Origin of the sequence: Streptomyces fuscigenes, from assembly GCF_021556455.1 — a bacterium.
In the GTDB taxonomy this organism is placed as follows: domain Bacteria; phylum Actinomycetota; class Actinomycetes; order Streptomycetales; family Streptomycetaceae; genus Streptomyces; species Streptomyces fuscigenes.
In genome coordinates this window covers 1-3,813 of the sequence record NZ_JAKGCV010000497.1, presented here as the reverse complement: position 1 = coordinate 3,813, position 3,813 = coordinate 1, and the positions used below count along the sequence as shown (strand labels likewise).

Here is a 3,813-nt window from a genome sequence, read left to right as displayed (position 1 = left end):
GTCCGCCACGGGGACGACGACCTCGGCCGGCGCCTCGGACGTGCGGGGCGAGCCGGCCGGGGCCGACACCTTGCGGGTCGCCCTGCGGCGCGAACGGCCGCCCCTGCCCGCCGCGGCCTCCGCCTCGGCGATGCTGCTGTAGAGCTCCTCGTCGGGCTCGAACGCCGGGGAAGGCAGCGCGGACGGGGCCGCCACCTCGGCGGCGACCTCGGCGGGCGTCTCGTCCTCGTCGGCGCGCGCCGGCTCGGAGGCGGGCGCGGACTCCTCGACCACGTACTCGTGCTCGTGGTCGTGGTCGTGCTCGCCGGCGCCGGAGCCGCCGCGGCGCTTGCGGCCCCGCTTGCCGCCGGTGGCACCCGAGCCGCCGCCGGCCGGGGCCGAGGGCTGCTCCATGTGGACGATCACGCCGCGGCCGTTGCAGTGCACGCAGGTCTCGGAGAACGACTCCAGCAGGCCCTGGCCGACCCGCTTGCGGGTCATCTGCACGAGGCCGAGCGAGGTCACCTCGGCGACCTGGTGCTTCGTGCGGTCCCGGCCGAGGCACTCCAGCAGACGCCGCAGCACCAGGTCCCGGTTGGACTCCAGCACCATGTCGATGAAGTCGATGACCACGATGCCGCCGAGGTCGCGCAGCCGCAGCTGGCGCACGATCTCCTCGGCCGCCTCCAGGTTGTTCCTGGTGACGGTCTCCTCGAGGTTGCCGCCCTGGCCGGTGAACTTCCCGGTGTTGACGTCGATCACGACCATGGCCTCGGTCTTGTCGATGACCAGGGAGCCGCCGCTGGGCAGCCAGACCTTGCGGTCGAGCGCCTTCATCAGCTGCTCGTCGATGCGGTACGTCGCGAAGACGTCCACCTCGCTCGTCCAGCGCTGCAGGCGGTCGGACAGGTCGGGCGCCACGTGCGCGACGTAGCCGTGGATGGTCTCCCACGCGTCGTCGCCGCTCACGATGACCTTGGAGAAGTCCTCGTTGAAGATGTCGCGCACGACGCGGACCGTCATGTCCGGCTCGCCGTACAGGAGGGTCGGCGCGTTCGCGCCGCTGCCCGCGCGGGACTTCTTCTTGATCTCTTCCCACTGGGTCTGGAGCCGCTCGACGTCGCGGCGCAGCTCGTCCTCGCTGGCGCCCTCGGCCGCGGTGCGCACGATGACGCCCGCGTCCTCGGGGACGACCTTCTTGAGGATCGTCTTGAGCCGGGCACGCTCGGTGTCGGGCAGCTTGCGGCTGATGCCCGTCATGGAGCCCTCGGGCACGTACACCAGGTAGCGGCCGGGCAGCGAGACCTGGCTGGTCAGGCGGGCGCCCTTGTGGCCGATCGGGTCCTTCGTGACCTGCACGAGGACCGGCTGGCCGGACTTGAGCGCGCTCTCGATGCGGCGCGGTCCGCCGGAGTGGCCGAGCGCCTCGAAGTTCACCTCGCCCGCGTACAGGACGGCGTTGCGGCCCTTGCCGATGTCGACGAACGCGGCCTCCATGGACGGCAGCACGTTCTGCACCTTGCCCAGGTACACGTTGCCGACGTACGAGGTGGCCTGCTCCTTGTTGACGTAGTGCTCGACGAGGACGTCGTCCTCGAGGACGCCGATCTGCGTGCGCTCGCCGTTCTGGCGGACGACCATCACGCGCTCGACGGCCTCGCGGCGCGCGAGGAACTCCGCCTCGGTGATGATCGGAACCCGGCGGCGGCCCTGCTCGCGGCCCTCGCGGCGGCGCTGCTTCTTGGCCTCGAGCCGCGTGGAGCCCTTGATGGACTGGACCTCGTCGGGGCCCGTGCCGCGCTCCTCCTTCTTGCGCGGCTCGCGGACCTTGACGACGGTGCGCTCGGGGTCGTCGGCGCCGCTGCCGGACTCGGCGTCCGGGCCCGCGTCGCCGCTGCGGCGGCGGCGCCTGCGGCGGCGACGGCTGCTGGACGAGCCGGAGCCGTGCTCATCGCCGTCCTCGTGGTCCCCGGCCTCGCCGCGGTCGGCGTCGTCGGACTCGTCGTGCGCGTCGGCCTCCTCGCGGTGCTCGGCGCGCTGATCGGGCCCGCCCGGGGCGCGCTGCTGACCGCCGCGGCGGCGCTCGCCGCCGCGGGTCTCGCCTGCGCGGTCCTCGTGCCGCGCTGGTGGTACGGGGTGCACCGGTGGGAGGTCACGGACGACGCGGTCTACGTGCGCACCGGCTTCCTCGTCCAGGAGTGGCGGGTCGCCCCGATGTCGCGGATCCAGACGGTGGACACCGTGCGGGGCCCGCTGGAGCAGTTGTTCCGGCTCGCCACCGTCACGGTCACCACCGCCTCGGCGAAGGGCGCCGTGCACCTGCGGGGCCTCGACCGGGACACCGCGGCGGCCCTCGCCGAGCGGCTGACCCGCATCACCCAGTCGACACCGGGGGACGCCACGTGAGCGCTCCGCCGGCGGACACCGCCGAGCGGGCCGGCGCCGATGCCCCGGCAGCCGACGCGGCGGGCGGATGGCAGCGGCTCGACGCGCGTACCTACGTCGTCACGGCGATGGTCCTCGTCGGCGTCGTCGTCACGGCGGGCGTGCCGACCGCGCTCGGCGTGATGGGCACGGCCGGCGTCAGCCGGGCCACGGTCTGGACGGTCGCCGGCGCCGTCGTGGTGGTCGCCCTCGGCACCGGCATCGACTACGTGCGCTGGCGGCGCACCGGCTACCGCATCGGGCCGGAGCGCGCCGAGCTGCGCCAGGGCCTGCTGCTGGTCAAGCGGCGCTCGCTCCCGCTGGAGCGGATACGGACCGTCGACCTCACGGCGAACCCCCTGCTGCGTGTCTTCGGCCTCGTGACCGTGCGGATCGGCACCGGCGAGCACGCCCGCGACGGCGCCCTGGAGCTGGAATCGGTCGCACGCGCGGAGGGCGAACGGCTGCGCAGGCGACTGCTGGCGCACACCCCCGCCGCCGACGCGCCCCCGGGGGACGGCGCGCTGGCCTCGGTCAGGCCCGGCTGGGTCCTGTACGCGCCGCTGTCGTTCCTCTCCCCGCTGCTCGCGGGCGCGTCCGTCGGCGGCCTGCTGCAGATCAGCGACTGGTTCGGCGCCCAGCAGGACGTCATCCGCCTCGTGGCCCGCTGCTTCCGGCACGCGCCGCTCGGCTGGGCGGTCGCCGGATCGGCCGCGGTGGCCCTGCTCGCGGGCGCGGTCGGAGCGCTCGGTGTCTGGATCGAGATGTGGTGGAACTACCGGCTGGAACGGGAGCCGGGCGGCACGCTGCGGGTGCGGCGCGGGCTGCTCACCACCCGGTCGGTGTCCGTCGAGGAGCGCCGCAGGGACTGGGCATGGCTCGGCTGGCTCCCGCACACCCGCCCCGGGCACGGCCAGGACTGCCGGCTCCTGCTCGCCTTCGACCGGGAGCAGGCGGCCGCACGCGCCGCCGAACTGAGCCGCCGGCTCGACGAGGGGCCGCTCGGCGCGGGCTGGGCGTCGGCCGAGCCCACCGTGATCGCGGAGGCCGCGCGACGGCACGCGGGTCCCCGCACCCTCCTCGTCGTGGACGGCGACCCGGGATCGGCCGCCCTGCGCGAGACGACGGCGCGCCTCGCCGAGGCCGGGCCCGCGGCGGGCGTCCACGTGCTCTGCCTCGCCGAGGCGCCGGCCGCCTCGGCCGTGTCGTCCGTCACGGCCACGTACGACATGGCGTGCCTGGCGTCGCTGCCGTTTCGCGAGTGCGGGGCCGTCGCCCTGCTGAGCGGCGACGTGGCGGGGGCGCTGCGGCTGCTGCGCACGGCGCCTGGGCAGCGCGTCGGCGAGGGACGCGGCGCTGTCGCCGTGGTGGACGCGGTGTCGGCGGCCTGGGCCGAGCGCTTCGGCCGGG

General features: G+C 75.0%; 2 protein-coding genes and 1 pseudogene. 2 read left to right on the top strand and 1 reads right to left on the bottom strand.

Annotation, left to right across the window (positions count from 1 at the left end; genetic code table 11):
• A pseudogene (locus L1885_RS25235) lies at positions 1-1,923 on the bottom strand (Rne/Rng family ribonuclease); the annotation flags it as partial.
• A gap of 18 nt (positions 1,924-1,941) precedes the next feature.
• On the opposite strand from L1885_RS25235, the gene L1885_RS25230 reads away from it, so the two are divergent.
• Both L1885_RS25230 and L1885_RS25225 read left to right on the top strand, forming a co-directional pair.
• Positions 1,942-2,385 (top strand): PH domain-containing protein, encoded by a 444-nt coding sequence (locus tag L1885_RS25230; protein ID WP_372482024.1) that lies wholly within the window; start codon positions 1,942-1,944, stop codon positions 2,383-2,385.
• A partial coding sequence (locus tag L1885_RS25225) for a PH domain-containing protein (protein ID WP_235799478.1) occupies positions 2,382-3,813 on the top strand: 1,432 nt, incomplete at its 3' end. The genes L1885_RS25230 and L1885_RS25225, both read left to right, overlap by 4 nt.